General features: G+C 39.1%; 11 protein-coding genes. 3 read left to right on the top strand and 8 right to left on the bottom strand.

Going from position 1 to position 15,921, the window contains the following annotated elements:
* Nucleotides 1-2: 2 nt before the first annotated feature.
* Together FRX97_RS05745 and FRX97_RS05740 are read right to left on the bottom strand one after the other, a co-directional pair.
* A complete protein-coding gene (locus tag FRX97_RS05745; RefSeq protein ID WP_147014237.1) occupies nucleotides 3-416 on the bottom strand; it encodes a PaaI family thioesterase in 414 nt (137 codons plus the stop codon).
* 81 nt (nucleotides 417-497) lie between these two features.
* Nucleotides 498-4,574, bottom strand: a complete 4,077-nt coding sequence (locus tag FRX97_RS05740; RefSeq protein WP_147014236.1) for a PKD domain-containing protein — start codon at nucleotides 4,572-4,574, stop codon at nucleotides 498-500.
* 117 nt (nucleotides 4,575-4,691) lie between these two features.
* Between FRX97_RS05740 and FRX97_RS05735 the strand changes: the two genes are divergently transcribed.
* Complete coding sequence (locus tag FRX97_RS05735; protein ID WP_147014235.1) at nucleotides 4,692-5,393, top strand: response regulator transcription factor; 702 nt, start codon at nucleotides 4,692-4,694, stop codon at nucleotides 5,391-5,393.
* A gap of 91 nt (nucleotides 5,394-5,484) precedes the next feature.
* Here FRX97_RS05735 and FRX97_RS05730 read toward each other — a convergent pair whose 3' ends face one another.
* Both FRX97_RS05730 and FRX97_RS05725 read right to left on the bottom strand, forming a co-directional pair.
* Nucleotides 5,485-8,196, bottom strand: coding sequence for a PD-(D/E)XK nuclease family protein (locus FRX97_RS05730; protein ID WP_147014234.1), 2,712 nt, complete (start codon nucleotides 8,194-8,196; stop codon nucleotides 5,485-5,487).
* Entirely contained in the window at nucleotides 8,171-8,773 is a 603-nt protein-coding gene (locus tag FRX97_RS05725; protein WP_147014233.1) for a tetratricopeptide repeat protein, read from the bottom strand. Before FRX97_RS05725 ends, FRX97_RS05730 begins: the two co-directional genes overlap by 26 nt.
* A 72-nt stretch (nucleotides 8,774-8,845) precedes the next feature.
* Here FRX97_RS05725 and FRX97_RS05720 point away from each other — a divergent pair, with 72 nt between their 5' ends.
* The gene (locus FRX97_RS05720; protein ID WP_147014232.1) at nucleotides 8,846-9,109 is read left to right on the top strand and encodes a hypothetical protein; all 264 of its coding nucleotides are present in this window, start codon (nucleotides 8,846-8,848) and stop codon (nucleotides 9,107-9,109) included.
* On the opposite strand, the gene FRX97_RS05715 is transcribed toward FRX97_RS05720, so the two are convergent.
* From FRX97_RS05715 to FRX97_RS05700, 4 genes are read right to left on the bottom strand one after another with little or no spacing between them, the layout of a single operon-like run.
* Nucleotides 9,090-10,139 (bottom strand): ferredoxin--NADP reductase, encoded by a 1,050-nt coding sequence (locus FRX97_RS05715; protein WP_147014231.1) that lies wholly within the window; start codon nucleotides 10,137-10,139, stop codon nucleotides 9,090-9,092. The genes FRX97_RS05720 and FRX97_RS05715 overlap by 20 nt on opposite strands.
* 31 nt (nucleotides 10,140-10,170) lie before the next feature.
* Nucleotides 10,171-10,617 carry a GNAT family N-acetyltransferase gene (locus FRX97_RS05710; protein ID WP_147014230.1) on the bottom strand — a complete coding sequence of 149 codons (447 nt, stop codon included), beginning with the start codon at nucleotides 10,615-10,617 and terminating at the stop codon, nucleotides 10,171-10,173.
* A complete protein-coding gene (locus FRX97_RS05705; RefSeq protein ID WP_147014229.1) occupies nucleotides 10,607-13,714 on the bottom strand; it encodes a UvrD-helicase domain-containing protein in 3,108 nt (1,035 codons plus the stop codon). The genes FRX97_RS05710 and FRX97_RS05705 overlap by 11 nt, the downstream gene beginning before the upstream one ends.
* A 38-nt stretch (nucleotides 13,715-13,752) precedes the next feature.
* Nucleotides 13,753-15,273, bottom strand: a complete 1,521-nt coding sequence (locus FRX97_RS05700; protein ID WP_147014228.1) for a sensor histidine kinase — start codon at nucleotides 15,271-15,273, stop codon at nucleotides 13,753-13,755.
* A 112-nt stretch (nucleotides 15,274-15,385) separates the two neighbouring features.
* Here FRX97_RS05700 and FRX97_RS05695 point away from each other — a divergent pair, with 112 nt between their 5' ends.
* Nucleotides 15,386-15,871: a YkgJ family cysteine cluster protein gene (locus tag FRX97_RS05695; protein WP_147014227.1), complete on the top strand. Its 486-nt coding sequence runs from the start codon at nucleotides 15,386-15,388 to the stop codon at nucleotides 15,869-15,871.
* Nucleotides 15,872-15,921 lie beyond the last annotated feature (50 nt).

Here is a 15,921-nt window from a genome sequence, read left to right as displayed (position 1 = left end):
GGCTATTTCCTTTCTTTAATAAAATTGGTAAGTCGGCAGGAACTAACCAATTTTCCTGCATCATTGTAAATGTCTATATCCCATAGATGGGTTGTTCTACCTTGATGAACAATTTTTCCCTTTGCCGTAACTAATCCTTCGGTTGCACTTCTTAGGTGGTGCGCAGTTAAATTTATTCCCACCACCATGTATTTATTTGGATCAACATATAATGCAGATCCAGTAGATCCTACGGTTTCAGCCAATGCTGCCGAGGCCCCGCCATGAAGCAAGCCGTAAGGTTGTTTAACCTTATTGTTTACAGGCATCGTCGCCCATAACTCACTTTCAGAAACATAGGTGAATTTGATGTCCCAATGTTCCATCAAAGTATTTTTCGAAAGAGAATTTATTTGCTCTAAAGACGGTAATTCCATGCCGCAATTTTACTAAAACATAGTGTATAAAAGTAAAAAAGCCACCTTAAGGAGGTGGCTTTTTCTATCAGTTCGATTTGATTAATCGATTCGAGTGATTTTTGTGGTAGCTCGACCCCGATCTGTATTGAATTTCACAAAGTAAATACCAGAGGAATACGGTTCCATATCCAAGGTTAATCTTCTATCAAGGTTTCCAGATAAAAGTGTTTTACCAGTGAGGTCAACAATTTCAAAAGTACCTGTGGTATTTGCTTTAATATTAATAATGGACTTAAACGGGTTGGGGTAAATACTTACTCCTATTTGTTCAAGTTGATCCATACCCGTAATGGGTTTGTTTTCAGCAAGAACCCATACAGAATCCTGATCGGTACAACCATTGTTATTTGCAAATAGTGTTACCAAGTACATTCCTTCTTGCTGGTACCTGTGCGAAGGGTTTCTTGTTGATTTAACCGGAGATCCATCTCCAAAATCCCACTCAACACCCTGCGTAACACTTCCAGAAGAGGAGAATAAAGCAAGCTCTCCAAGGGCTATGTTAACCACCGCAGTATCTCTATATTCTAGGCTATCCTCCGTAGCAACTTTTGCAAAGGCCATCGCAGCTGGTTTAATGGTAACCCCTGTAATTTTCTCTAAAGTACATCCTGGATCACCGTAGAAAATTACCCTGTAACGAGCTGTGTTTGGTGTATCTACAACAACAGTAGTTTGGTTATTAAGGAATAACTCACCGTTCATAAAGAACCATTTTAGCGAATCACCACCCTGGGCAGTAAGGGTTACCACTTCTCCAGCACAAACCGCTGGAATTTCGGAAACTGTTCCTAAAGTTGAATCGGAAGCAAATACCTCTGCGATTTTGGTTGTAGGAGAACATCCTGCAAATGAAACTTTTGCGGTGTATGTGCCCGGTGATAAGTTACCTATAGCTGCGGTGTTTTTTATGAAGCTTGGGTCACTAGATTTAGTCCATTCATAAGTGTAGTTGGTTAAACCGTCTGTAACGGCTGTTAAAGTACCATTGTAAAAACCACATTGTGTGTGCTTCACATCAATGTTAAAATCGGGTACTTTGCTTACAGCTTTAATCGTAAATGGTTGCGTTACGTTGGTTTTGCCACATGCTTCATCGGACCAAGTGTAAGTGTAATTTCCAGGAGTTAAGTTGTACAACTTATTTCCTTTATTGGTTGGATCAGGTGACCATGTGAAGTCATTTGCTCCAGACCCACCACGTTTAACTGCAGTTGCTGTACCGTTTTGTTGGTTACAAATATCATCAGTAACCTCTATCGTTACTTTAGGTACTGAATCAACTTGAATATCAACATAGGTTGTGTCTTTAAGACTACATCCTCCAGATACTACTAATTCTAGACTGTAATTTCCACCTTCGATAAATGCAATCTGGTCAACCTCCTTATTTGAGCTTGTTTTTGAAGCATTCGTAGGCAGGTTCCACTTATAAGTACTAGCATTTTCAGAGAAAGAAGCATTGATTTCAAATGGAATTCCCGCACATACTTTTGGAACGGAAGTAAATCCTTCAGCGTAAGGAATGAAACTCAATGTTGCTTTAATATCGAAAGAAGTGGCTGAAGCTTCTGGAATAAAGTTTTTCAGTTCATCCCAAGATCCAGACGAATCTGCAAATGCCGTGTTACTGAAATCGTCATCACCACGGTAAGGGGCTAAACCAATAAGTACTTCATCGGCAGGGTCTTCGGTTTTAAATCCAACAAAGAAGAATTGGTCTACCTGTGGCAAATCTTCCAGAAGAATGGTGTTCACTCCGCTGGTTAGGTCACTAAGCGGTACCCTTTCTTCCGCTAGAACTTTTCCTGGCGCGTCTCCTGTAAAACCTCCGTCATAAATGGTGATGACAAAGTTTCGAGTTGGGTCAACAATATTCATTGACTTAACTCTTAACTCCAATTTTTGAAGTTTACTGGCGCTATCAGCAAAAAAGCGCTCGGCATATTCTCTTAAGTTGTATGCATTTTGCCCAGGCAAACTACCAGGTTGGCCTCCTACATTGTTATAAGTTGTAGAAATTTCTCCTGCTAGTAGGTTATTGTATTTATCACAGCCAGTAATAGTGCTCACTACCCGGATATAGTGCTTTTTAACTGCGGTATCTGGTAGAACATTGTTGTCTGCTACTAGGCTAACCGTGTATACACCTGGTGTAGTGTAAATATGGTTTTGCACCTGTAGTGTTCCTTTTGTACTTCCATCACCAAAATCCCATTCCCATGAAGTAGGGGATTCACCTTGGCTATTTTTTGAAAGATCAAAAAAGGTTACCGTTTCGTTTACTGGTACTATTGTTCTAGATGCGTAAAAATCTGCGGTAATAAAACCTGGATCGAAAGGCATACAGAAATCTTCTGTCTCATCATCATAAGGATTACCTGTCATTGGTGGATTATTGTCGTAACCAGACTCAATTACGAATCCTTTGGATGGTTCTATAATCTCGTATGATGGCGGAGTACCACCTACTTGTGGGTGAACGAAAACTGCATCCTTATAAACAAATTTGTAGCAATCGTCATTGGGTAAGCAAAAATCTTGTTCAAATGGATCTCCAGAAGCATTTTTCAATGGGAAATCTATAACTACGTTTCCGGATGTGGTAACGAATTGAATGATATCAGAGGCTTCATAATCCCAAACCTTAACGGTTACAGTAGACCCTTCAATTACTTCGAAAGTTTGATCTTGGTAATCGTTGCTGTTGAATTCATCCGCATTTCCACCATTTATTGAATTCGCCTTTACTTGGGCAAAGAAATTGTGGGCTCCAACAGAGACATTAATACTTGGAAGAACTACCATTTCTTCCGCTTGACTAGCTAAGCTTCCCGTCCAAGTGTAGGTGTTTAGAATATTGCCGTTTACTCCATATTCGATTTGGAAGTCGGTGATGGTATTCTGTCCGTTGTTCTTGACTTTTATTTCACCAATTACATTTTCGTCGCAATAAAAACCAACTGGACTAAAAATGTCGAGAATGGCGATATCGTGTTCGAAAACGGGTACACAAGCAGCTGGTGTTCCGGTTTGATTAAAGTAAGAACGAGAGTTTTCTAGAGTGAATCTAATTCTATCGCGTTGGCCAGGAGTGTATATTAAGTTACCGCAATTAGTGTAGTTCATGTAGTTGCGAGTAACGTTTATCCCGTATGGATTACCTGTGCAAGGGTTATTGTCGGTTCCTTGCTTACATGTACCTAAATGGCTGTCATGTGGATCCGTGTCACAAACGCGATCACCCTTGGTGGAGCATTCTCCAGCTCCCTCAGCAGGGGGGCAGTTTCCACCACTTGAGTTTGCACCTTCAAATGTGTGATAAAGTGCAAAAGAGTGTCCAACTTCGTGTACCATAGTACCGTTGTCAGGGCTTTGACCAGCTAATTGGCCATTTCCTTTTAACCCTCTTGAACCGTCTGGATCGTATCCCGTTTCATTGAAAAGAATTACCGTTCCATCTCTAGATGCAGCAGCTCCTGGGAAGTAGGCGTAACCTTTGGTTCCTCCACCCCAAGGGTTCTGTCCATCGATCATCGCTACAACCCAAACGTTGTAATACTTGGTATTATCCCAACGTGATAAATCTTTTATTTGAACCTCGTTAGAGCTAATAATCCCTTGAGATTCGTAGTTGGCAACAGATCTTCCGTCAACGCGATTGATTCCAGTCGTGGGCTGTCCGTTAGGATCTCTCTTAGCCAAACAGAATTCGAATTCAAGATCTGTTCCATCTGGGTCGTAAATAGATCCATCAGGATTTTGGTTTCTGTATTGGATATTTAATCCCTCTACAGAAGAAATAATTTGTTCGTCTGTAAGGTTAGACCCTTCTCCAACATTCTCACCTAGGTGAATAATATGGAATACCATTGGAATGGTAATAACTGGGGCTTTTTCGTTTTCTTTATCCGCACGAGTAGCTTTTTCCTTGATGTAGCGTTGAAATGCTTTATTTTGTGCATCAACGGCTGCTTTGTAGATAGGGTCGACCTGCAATTGTTGCTGGTGAACCTTATCAAAACTACAGGGTTCTGTCTGTGCAAATATTCCTGTTGCCACCATGGCAAGTAGGATGGTTAAGAATACTTTGAAATGGTTTAAGTTCCGTTTCATATGGTTTGTAAAACGTTTAAAATCAGGCCCTTTGTCGAGGGCTAACAAAAGTATAATTATTAATACGTAACACTTATCGAAAATAATTGTTGAATACCAAAAAATTGCATTCCCAAAATGGCCTCAACTAAAAAAATATTATTCGTTGAAGACGAAGAGCACTTGCAGTCGGTAATTAGTTTAAACCTCGAGTTAGAGGGATACCAGGTTGTTTGTGCTCAAACTGGGGAAGAAGCTATTAAGCTGTATTCTAACTCCAAGTTCGATCTCGTTATCTTAGACGTAATGCTACCCGAAATAGATGGCTACGCGGTCTGTGAACATATTCGACTAAAGGACTCTTACACTCCAGTAATGTTCTTAAGCGCTCGATCATCTCCCGAAGAAAGAAAAAGAGGACTTAAGCTTGGGGCAGATGATTATCTCCCAAAGCCTTTTGATCTAGAGGAGCTACTTTTAAGGGTAAAGCGACTGTTATTTCGTACAGAAAAGAATGTTTCGGAGGGCCAATTGTCGAGAATAGAAATTGGAGAAGCCGTTGCCGATTTTGAGGCCTTTGTGGTGCGTACTAAAAATGGTGAAGAGCGACATCTTACACCCAAAGAGGCAATGGTGTTGAAAATGCTTATTTCTCGTAAAGGGGAAGCCATTAATCGAAACGAGATTCTAGATGTGGTTTGGGGCAATGAAAATCCTCCAGGAACGAGAACCATAGATAATTTTTTAGTCCAATTCAGAAAGGATTTTGAACCCGACCCCAAGAATCCACAGTATTTTAAATCGGTGCACGGAGTAGGGTATAGGTTAGTGCTGGATTAGGCAACTGAACCTTAGAGATTACGTCTGTATAATAAAGCGTCTTCCTGGTTTCTGCTTTTTTGTTTTTGGGGCTCTGGTAACAGAGCCTTTTTTATTTGCAATATTCGCAGTATTGGCTTTCACTGTTGTGCTGTAAAACCTCTTCTCCCAGAATTTCATTAAGGGCATCTGAAATCCCTCCCAAAAGGATTTGTTTTAATTCTGGAATGTAATTTTCGCCTTTTGGAACCAACAATGGCTTGAATCCAAGACTCACCTTAATGGGGGAATAAAGTACGGGTTGGCTAATTTTATTAAAGGTGTCATAATAAAGCATTGCATAAACCATCAGTTGTAATCGAAGGTCATTGCGCAAATATTTAAGGCCATATTCGTTATTCTTCTCAGTGAAATTTATCTTGGTTTCCTTTAATTCCTTGGTTTTAAAATCCAAAACGTAATGCATCCCATCCGCTTCGTGAACTCTATCCACAAACCCTCTAATTTTTAGTGGAAACTCTCCGAACGCAGTTTGAATTGGGTAAGTGCGTTCTAGATTTAATTCAATTCCGTGAAGTAATACTTTCTTGTGATTTGCAATTAGCTTTTTTTCTTCTTTAAACCAGTTTTCTATTAGTACTTTACAGGAATGCCCGTGAATTAAGAACTTGGGATCTAAATTTTGTGCCTCCCCAAAAGCTTCTTTTGTTTTATCCTCTAAAATTTCAAATGCACTTTTTTCAATAGTCCTTATTAAGTCCATTGTTAAGTGTAAAGGGCTATCGTCTTTTTTGAATTGCTTGTATGCTAATTCGAGGGTGTCGTGAAAAAGAGAGCCGAAATTTTTATCTGGGAATTCGCCAGGTTTTGCTTTTTCAGGAGCCTTGAGAATGTACCTAAAATAAAAATCTAGAGGGCACGAAATAAATTTATTAAAGGAAGATACGCTTATACCTCTTGTTTTGAAATGAGTTAAAATTTCATTTCGTATTTCTTCTGTCATTTCGAATTTCGTAGGTTCAACTACGGGTTTGAAAACCGTTTTGGAAAGAAGTTTTCTATGAATTATTTGGCACTCTGAATTTATGGGTACTTCATTTTCCAGTTGCTTGATGTACCGAGATGGCAGGGTAGGATCTAACCCCTCCTGATTAGAATAAAATACCTCCATTCGATTTACTCGATAGAATAACCGGTAAAAATAATATCCGTAGATATGTTCTTTTTGCCTAAAAAGAGGTAATTTAAAATGAGCTCGTAAATCGTTGGGTAAGTACGTTTTATCTCTTACCCGAGCTGGGAAATTCCCTTCATTTACTTCGAATAGAAAGATGTTTTCAAAGTCGAGGTTCCTCATTTCTAGGGGACCTAAAATTTGTGGTCCACTAAATCGGTCTCCTTTGATGGGAATACCAACTTCACCTACTTCCCTCAGGGTAGTTTTTAGCAAAAATTGAGGGCTAACCCCAGCAAGTAAATTGGAGTCTGTTAACAATTTGATATTGGTGTCGATAATTTCAGCCCAGTGATGAAAAAAGAAGTTTTCCTCCTCACCAATTAAATGTTGTTTTTCTAGGAATTTGTAAAGAAGAGATGGCCAGTCGGCAACAGCGTTGTTTTCAATTATGGGTAGTATTTCAATTGCATGTCCGGGCTGGGTAAGCTCTTTAATTCTTTCCCAGTCTATAAATTCCGATTTAATAGCCTCGAAATCTTGATATTCCAATTTACTTTTCCCCACTAGCCCTCCTAGCAAGGGTGCTATGGATTGCCAGGAGTAGAAGTTACCTTGTTTATCGCTTAAGGCATTAAGAATCCCCTGTAAAAAGGCATAAATGGGTAGATTTTTTAGTTTAAGTCCCGCACTTATATTGGGTGCAGGTATGCTATTGGGCCAACGTTCCAAGAATCGTTTAACTAGATCTGTGTTGGGTAAAACAATGGCAGTAGAGCTAATTTGTTGGGTGGAAAGTTGTTCTAGTTGCTCTAGGCAATAATCGACTGCAGTGTTACTTTCGTTATGCTCATTGATATTTATGGTTTTTGGAACCTTGGTAAATTGAGTTTGTATTAAGATATCTCGCTGAGGCTGAAAAATATCGGGAAGACGCAATTTGGATTCGTGGTTGGGAATATGAGTAAATGAGCTATCCTCCTCCAAAATTAATTTCCCGTTAGATAGAAACTGCCTTATAAATCCTTGCTCAGCTTTCGAAAGAATATTGAATCCAGCGAAAAGACAAAATCCATCATATTGATGCGAGCTTTTTGAAAGTTCGAGGTATTTTTTCCCCGTATAGCTTAATCCTTTTTTGTCGAGGGCATTTGAGAAATTTAAATAAAGTGCACCTAGTTTTTGCCAAAAGGCACTGTAATTCTTTTGGGAAATATTGAGCTCATCGGGATCCAAATTCCACGCTTCCAATTCTTTAATTCCTTCGAGGTTAACAAAGATTTTAGAGGCATCAACGGCTGCTAAATCAATTTCATTAAAGTCGTTTAGTAGAGTTTTTCCTATGGGAATAAAGGATTCGAAGGATTTAGATTCTGGGAGGTTAAGCTTGCTATATTCCTCGTACAAACAGATAAGCAGTGCCATTTCGTCTCCCTGTTCTATAGGGTGGAACTTATTGGCAAAAGCAGAAAGGGTGGTGATTTCGGGGAGTAGAAAAGTATCGTTATCCCGGGCTGCTATTTGCTTTATATAAGCAATAGATCTTGCCGATGGAAGAATCAGGGTAAGCTCGGTCCCTGTAGATATTATGCGTTTAGCCTCTTTCCAAACTTGGTGGAGAAAACTATTTTTTTGGGAGTTTAAATCCATTAAAGACAAATCTAAAGAAGTCCTTTAATCCAGAACGGGTTAAAAGTGATTTATAAATGTCTTGTTTACTTGGATTTTCATTTTCGAAAGTTTGGAATGCTTCAGTTGGTCCTTTTTCTATTTTTTCCTCTGTTTTAATGGGAGGCGTAAAAGCTTGGTTGTGCTCATTGTTGATTTTATCTGCAAACTGATAGAGGGTATTGGCTTGTTTTCTCATTCCCCTATTTTCCATTAAAACTCCCAAATTGTTGTAGGCTATAGCATCTTCGGGATCTAGTTCAATAGCCTTTTGGTAATCTGCAATAGCACCGTCTAAATCACCCATCCTATCCTTTGCAAAAGCCCTTGCGGAATATCTAAAAGCCCGATTAGGCTCCAGGTTAACCGCCTCATTAAAATCAATAATGGCCAAGTTGTATTTCTCCATCAATAAGTAGGTGGTGCCTCGGTCAGAAAGTACATCTGGATGATTTGGAAAGGCTTCTAACACTTTTTCGTAGGCCAAAATAGCTTTGTCAAATTCTCCTTTACTGTGAAGATTGGCAGCGGCTTCGTGATCCTTATTGATGTATTTCATGTTGGGTTAAAAGACTGATTGTGTTTTAATTGCGAGATAATCCCGAACTTTGCAATGCAAATTTAAGGTAGGATGGAACCAGTTTTTCGCAAGTATTCAAACAATTTACGCTTGTTTAAGGTTCTGGAGCAAGATCGATTTCTCGAAATTCAAATTATTGGAGCTAAGTATCAACAGTTTTTGGTGGTTGCAGAAACCTATCCAGAACGGCTGTTTATCCAAGATCTAATTCAACAAAACTTCGAAGGAATTGAAGAGCTCACTGAAACACAGTTCAATGAGCTACTTCAGGATATAAAAAGTAGTAAGACGGAAATTAAGCCTCGTCAAAATTGATTTCAATTTCTTTTGAGCGAGGGTAAGAACTGCAGGTAAGGGTATAACCTTGATCAATTTCCCCGTCAGTAATCCCTAGGTTTTGAGATAAGTAAACATCTCCTTTGCTTACAAGGGCTCTACAGGTAGCACAAACACCACCCTGACAAGAGTATGGTGCGTCTAACCCCGCACTCAGCATTGCTCCCAATATATTTTCCTTTTCGTTTACGGTTAATTCCGTGGTTACGCCATCCAGAATTACTTTCACTTTGGCGTCTCCAGAAAATTCTCCACTAGTGGTGTCCTCCAATTCCTCCTCAGGAGCTTCGAAGTATTCTAAATTAATTGCGTCTGATTTAATTCCAAGTTGCAAAAGCTGTTCTTCCACAAACTTCATCATTGGACCCGGTCCACAAATAAAGTGCTCGGCCTTGCGAAATGCTCTAACCTTTTTGGCTTTTGCCAGAAACTCCGTTGAGATTCTTCCTGTTTCTGCAGCAATCCCTCCATTATTCTCCTCCAAGAAATGGTGTATGGTAATTTTATCCGAGAATTGCGACTGTAATTGTTCTAATTCTGAGTTAAAAATAATTTCATCCTCTTTCGTGTTGGCATATACCATGTGGATATGCTTCACTCCTTCGTGAAGTGCCTGTTTTAGCAAACCGATGATTGGAGTGATGCCACTGCCTCCGGCAAACAGAGACAAGTATTTTGTCTTTGGTTTTAAAACGAAATTCCCTTCTGGTTCAGATACGGTTAAAACCTCTCCTTCTTTGATTTCCTTATTTAAGATAGGTGACATTTTCCCGTTTTCAACCTCTTTAACGGCTATGGTTAGGGCTTCGTTAAAATAGGGTGAACTGCAAATGGAGTACGATCTGCGCACCTCTTCACCGTTCACCTCCTTTTTAACTGTAATGTACTGTCCACTTTTATAACTGAAGGTGGATTTTAGGCTTTCTGGGATGTCAAATGAAATAGAAACGGCACTTGGCGTTTCTCTGGTTATTTTCTTTATCGTAAGCTCGTGAAAGGCTTGTGACATGTTTTATGTAAAGGTTTTAATTATTTAATACTTAGAATCCTGGGCGTAGCATTTGGATATGCTCAATGTCGTCTAGGTTATAGGACGCTCCTTCGGCAACATAACCGTGTCTTGAATAAAATGCACGTAAGTGAACTTGCGCTTCAATTCTAACCGGTACATTTCCATGTTGTTGTTTAATAAAGGAGTGGATTTCCTTTACTAAATCATGGGCGTACCCTCTTTCTCGGTAGTCTTCAAGAATACCCAGCCTACCGAAGCTAGACTCTTCGTGTTTTATCCCAGGGGCAAAAATCCTTGCTGTTCCAATTATTTTACCCTTCTCCGATGCTATTAGGTGATGAGCGTCTAGATCGGCACCATCAGGATCGTTGTAAATGCAGTCTTGTTCAACCACAAAAATTTCTGATCTCAATTTTAAGATGTTGTACAGTTCTTCTAAAGCAAGATTTTGAAAGGGAACAATTTTAATATTCATGGATCAAGACTTTTTCTTTTGAATCGGTGTAAATTAAAACACCGAGGGTTTCTTTCTTAAAGACTAAAGACGCACAGCGAAGATACGCTTTGATTTGATTTATGTGGCTAGCATCACTTTGCCCAGTTTTTAAATCCGATACTAACACTTTATTCTGGGAAATATCTATTCGGTCTGGACGTAGAATTTCATTCTCGTGAATAAACTCCCTTTCCACTAAAGTTTGTTCTACAGGTTCCGTTAGTTCTGCATCGAGGAGTTGCGCTAAATTTTGATGAAATTCCTTTAACTCATCTGTGGTTATTTGTGTTGCAAGTGTTGTTGGAAGCTTTTTGTGGTAACCATCAAATGAAGAACCCGGAATATAATACCCAAAGAGTTCGTGTAATAACTCACCGCGTTTACTTGCACTGGAGTGCATGTGCGGAATAAGTGGAAAGGAATTTGGTGTTGGCTTTTTGTTGTTTACGGTTACGGAATATTCCGATTCTTCGATTTTTCTGCCTTCCATAAAACTCCATTCTCCAATTTGATATGTGAAATTTACCTGTTCATCTGGGTTTAATTTCCTTTCTAGAATACCACGAAAGAAACCGAAAATTTCATTGGATTTATTTTTGGGAGCACAAATGCAGAGGTTTCTTACGGCTCGGGTCAAAGAAACATACAAAAGGTTGGTGTCATCGATAAGCGATTTGTGCTTTTGGTCAGCAACAAAATTGGCATGGGATTCGTGTGTTAATAATCCATCCATTTTTTTTATCGAAACTGGAATAGACGGCAAGTAGTCCACAATTAAGCTTTCTCTTGGAGTCTTCATCCAAGCTATTTCCGGGTTGCTCTTGTTCTTTGAAGGATCTAGCAAGGGTAAGATAACCGTTTGAAAATCTAGTCCTTTACTCTTATGCATGGTAAGAAATTGCACCGCATTGTCACGTGATTCATTTTTTCTCAATTCATCTTCCTCGTTGGATAAAAAATCAATTAATCCTGGGCTCCAGGATCCATTTTTTTCGGTGTAGTTATTTATTAATTCCAGGAAAGTTGAGAAGGTGGATGTCTGCGTTTCAATTAAAAATCGCTCCGATAATTGAATGATTTCATGCGCGGGTTCTCTGGAATAATCCAACCCGAAAAAATCAATTAAAATTTCTGATTTGTAGTTTTTGGTTATTGGAGTCTGTTGTTCATGCACATCCAACCAAATTTTTTGGAGGTCGATTTGAGGCGAAATAATTTTCAATTGATTCAGTGCATCAAAAGCCTTTTCCCGGTTAAGGGGATGGGTTTTAAACTCTAATACCTTTCTAAAAAATAAAATATCAGGACTAAGTAAAAGAAGGTCGTCATCGGCCGTTGTACTTGGTATTCCCTCTTTCTCCAGGAAGTTTCTAAATCGAATGATTTCCTTTTTACTGAAACAGAGTACGCAGATATCTGAAAGTGGCACCCCGGCGGCGTGGGCATCGAGTACACTACTCTTTAGAAAGTTTTCATAGTGGGTTTCACCAATTTCCGAGCTGGTAAAATTGGCTTTGCTTTCGCCGTCGTCGGGGAAAAATACCCTAACCATTCCAGGGAAGTCCTGTGCCGCCTGCTGAATTCCTTCTTTATAGTATGCGCTCAATGGTTCACCTAAGAATGGGGCTAATTCCTGAAGTAAGGAGTTATTAAATTCAACAATGTTTTTTCCGCTTCTAAAATTACTTTTTAGTCCTTCCTTTTTTATGGATTGGGCCAGAAGGGGTTTAAGAAGTTTGTTTTTTTCGGGATATGGGTCGGGATTAATATCGGGTAGGCTCACCATTTGCATTAATTCCCCACCCCTAAACCTATAAATTGCCTGTTTGGGATCTCCCACTAAGATTACCTTTCCGTTGGTGGATAGGCAATTAGCAATAAGTGGAAGGAGGTTTTGCCATTGGATTACCGAGGTATCTTGAAATTCATCAATTAAAATGTTGCTGTATCGAGCGCCGATACGTTCAAAAATAAAGGGCGTAGGGTTGTTCTCAATTATTTCACTAATTCTACCCGAAATTTGTTTAAGTAGAACCGTGTTAGTTTCGCGGTTATACTGCTCTAACTCCTTGTCAATAATTCGAGCTAGATCTATGAAAATCAAGTTTTTGTTTAACTCCTCAAATAGTATTAGGTCTTTGCCGAATGTATTGTTTAAATCATCGACACGACTTAGGATGTTATGAAATTCAGGGTTTAGCGATTCAAGTCCTTTTTGAAAATATTCACCATTGCTAAACATTTTTTCGGTATTGCTTGTAAAGACAGGTGCGCTTCCTCCCTGTAAGTTTCCCAATAAACCTATTATACCGCTTCTACTTTTACCTTTAAAATGGTCGATATCTAGAGCGTTCAGCTTCATGAACTCTAGAATTTGCTTTCCTAATTCTTTGTACTGTTCCCGAATTGCTTTTTCTTTCTCAAACAAGGCCTTTCCGTTAAATCCTTTGGAAAGTACCCCGCTGTTTTTTAGCTCTAAAACAGAAAATCTGGAATTTTCACTAAAGTATAATCCTATGAACCGTTCTAAACTGGAGCCTATTTTTAGGGTCTTTTTTTCGTTGCTTGCCGTTTGCTCAATCCATCTAACAATTACATCATTTATTTCTTTTTCCTGTATGGATTTTCTAAGTACCCTTTTGGCTATTTCCTTTTGAATTTCTTTTTCTCTAAGGGATATTTCGTATTCTGGGGGCAGTCCTAAATCTAAGGCAAATGGTCTAAGTAACTTGGTGGTAAAACTATCTATCGTTGAAATTGCCAAATTGCTGTAATCATGCAGAATATTTTGCAGTGCCTCTTTAGCGCGTTCTTGCAATTCAAGTTCTGATATTTCAAAGTGTTTGGTGAGACTATCTAAATAATCGTGTGTTGAATTTGGTTTCGACAGTTCGGTTAAGGAGGAAATAACCCGTGTAGCAAGTTCCTCTGCTGCCTTATTGGTAAAGGTTATGGCTAGGCTTCGTTTAAATCCATTGGCGGGATATTCTAAACAAAGTTTAAGGTATTCCAAAACGAGGGTGTAAGTTTTTCCAGATCCTGCCGAGGCGTTGTAAACGATAAGATTCTTATCCATTCCGCCAATTTAACGCACGGCGGCATAGATTTCAAGGACTAAGGGTGCAGTTTTACAACAAATTTACATCCTTTGTTTCGAGCACTCTCACAAGCAATAGTACCACCTACTGACTCAACTTGCCGTTTGATCATAAAGAGACCGAAGCCTTTAGCTTCCGGGTGATTGGTAAACGTAGCGTTTAACTTGAATAGTTTATCTCCATTTTTCTCAAGGTCTATACCCGAGCCGTTATCGGCGTAGACCAAGACCGGGGCTCCATGAGTAAGTTCTAATTTTACTGAGATGCAAAGCGGTTTGTCTAATTGTCTGTATTTGAATGAGTTGGACAGGAAGTTGTCGAAGATGCTTTCTAAGTAAACGTGGGGATAACAAATGGTGGATGCGGCCTCAAAATCAGCAGTAATAATGGGTTTTATCTCATCTATTTGTGCTGAGACTTTTTCAAGGCAGGCATTGAAAATATTAGTCACGTCAATGCGTTTGAATCCTCCTTTTCCAACGGCAGCTAATTTGATGAAATCAAGGAGGTTGTCTAACGTTTCTAGCAAATTGTTACTTGCTCTTTCAATTCCTGAGAGCCACTGTTCTTGTTCCTCCTTATTTTCTGCAATGCGGAGTAGGTTACACAACATCTGAATGTTACCCGCTGGAGTTCTTAAATTATGGCTTATAATGTTATTAAAGTCTACGAGTTGCCTGTTTTTAAGTTCTAAAGCGGCAATAGTATCGTAATGTTTCTGATTTTCATTTAAAAGTAAATCCTCGGTTTTCTTTAAGTAAGATATGTCTACAATGTGGCAGGAATAGAGCTGATCAAAAGGGGATAAAGGTTCCAAGATGAACAAGCTGGGTTGTATGGCATCTCTGGTTTCCGAAATGATTTTTGCAACAAATTGGGCCGCCCGAACTTTATTTTGAACCAAAGCTGAAAAATTCTCGCAAAACTTGGGCCTGTCCTCTGGGTGTATTAACTCTATGCATTTAATATTATCTCTTTCAATATTTGGGCTAATCAATAAAGAGTCGGCTTTCTCATTCAAGTGTATTAATCTTCCCTTCCGGTCTAAAATTACCTCACTAATAAGCGATATATTAAAATGGAGATTGAAGAAATTAGGTTCAATTTCTAGCGACTTTCCAATTAATCTACCCAGGATTACCTTTTGCGGGATTACTTGTTGAATAGATAACTCAAAGTGGATGTGATTGCTGTTTCCTTTTAAATCGCTCCGAATACTTTTTCCAGTTTTTAGTGATTCTAGTATGAAGTTGGTTAGGCCAAAGGGGAGATGGGTGTTGAGGTAATTTATTACATCCTCTGTACTCTGTTGTTTTTGGTTGGGTAGTAGGTCTTCGGCCAAGGCATTGTTAAGGAGAATTTTTTTCTCATCGATAAGAATTAAAAATTGGCCTTCATCTTTTTCAAAGGACCGCTTGACTAAATTTTGAACTGGTTTGGAAAAATCAGGAAGTAAATTCAGGGCAATAGCATCCACTTCGAAGTTCTGAAACCCGATTTTGATAGTATAATCAACATGTTTCGAGGGCGTCAGCACGGTTTATCTATTGTAGCTATTAAACTATCGATAAAACTCGCTATTGTTCTGTTTTTCTGTTAATTGCGCTGGCTAATCGGATGAAGGGATCTTTCCTTCAGTTTTATGGCTTATGCATAAAGATTATAGGGAAATATTAGAAAGAGGAGCAAAGAAGAAGAAGGAATTTAAGGCCTTTCTTGGGGTGTTGGCTAAATCCAATAGTCCTTCGCCGAGGCAAATCCTTGAGGTGCATGCTGAGGTAGAGAAGGAGATAAATTGTTTAGAATGTGCTAATTGCTGTAAAACTACCCCAGCTCTGGTTGAAAATGAGGAATTCGACAGACTGGCAAAAGCAATTGGCGTTACCCGATCAAAGTTTGTTCAGGGCTTTTTGGAGTTAGATGAGGATGGAGACTTTGTTTTCAACCAATCGCCATGTAGGTTTTTAGGTCCAGATAATAAATGTTGTATTTATGAGGATAGGCCTAACGCCTGTAGAGAATATCCCCATACGGATGATTCCAATTTTAGAAAGTATCAGGAGATGAATTTGGAGAACACCAAAATATGCCCAATTGTTGTTCGGGTTCTTGAGAAACTAATGAAATTAGGGTAAAAAAAAGCTGCCTACAGAAAATGCAGACAGCTTATTTTAGGTAAAGTAAT

The sequence above is a fragment of the Luteibaculum oceani genome, assembly GCF_007995015.1.
Taxonomy (GTDB): Bacteria; Bacteroidota; Bacteroidia; order Flavobacteriales_D; family Luteibaculaceae; genus Luteibaculum; species Luteibaculum oceani.
This window is presented reverse-complemented; position numbering and strand designations above follow the sequence as displayed.